General features: G+C 37.3%; 1 protein-coding gene. It reads right to left on the reverse strand.

Annotated features, from left to right (window positions below; genetic code table 11):
• Positions 1-251, reverse strand: a 251-nt coding sequence (locus tag VJI94_RS08180) for an integrase core domain-containing protein (RefSeq protein ID WP_324008993.1), incomplete at its 3' end; no start/stop codon positions are given.
• Between the last annotated feature and the right edge of the window lie 49 nt (positions 252-300).

Consider the following 300-nt stretch of genomic DNA (forward strand, 5'->3'; position numbering starts at 1 on the left):
TGCCTATGGATTCTTTTTCCATTGTAATATTCAACTGCCTTTTTTACTTTCCTTTTTAAACCATTAAAATCCTTTATTGTCCAGCGTTTCAGGAACTCGTTTTTAATAATTCCATTCAATCGCTCTGCATAAGCATTGTCTTGAGCCTTGTATCCCATACTAATCCAAATACCTTGTTTAGACAACTCAGCTATATAGCGATGATCTATATATTGGCTTCCGCGATCTGAGTGGTGAACTAATCCCTCCAACTTATACTCTTGCGATTTGCAAGCTTGTTTCAGCGCATCAAAGTTCGCT

Source organism: Parvimonas sp. D9, assembly GCF_035282565.1.
Taxonomy (GTDB): Bacteria; Bacillota; Clostridia; order Tissierellales; family Peptoniphilaceae; genus Parvimonas; species Parvimonas micra.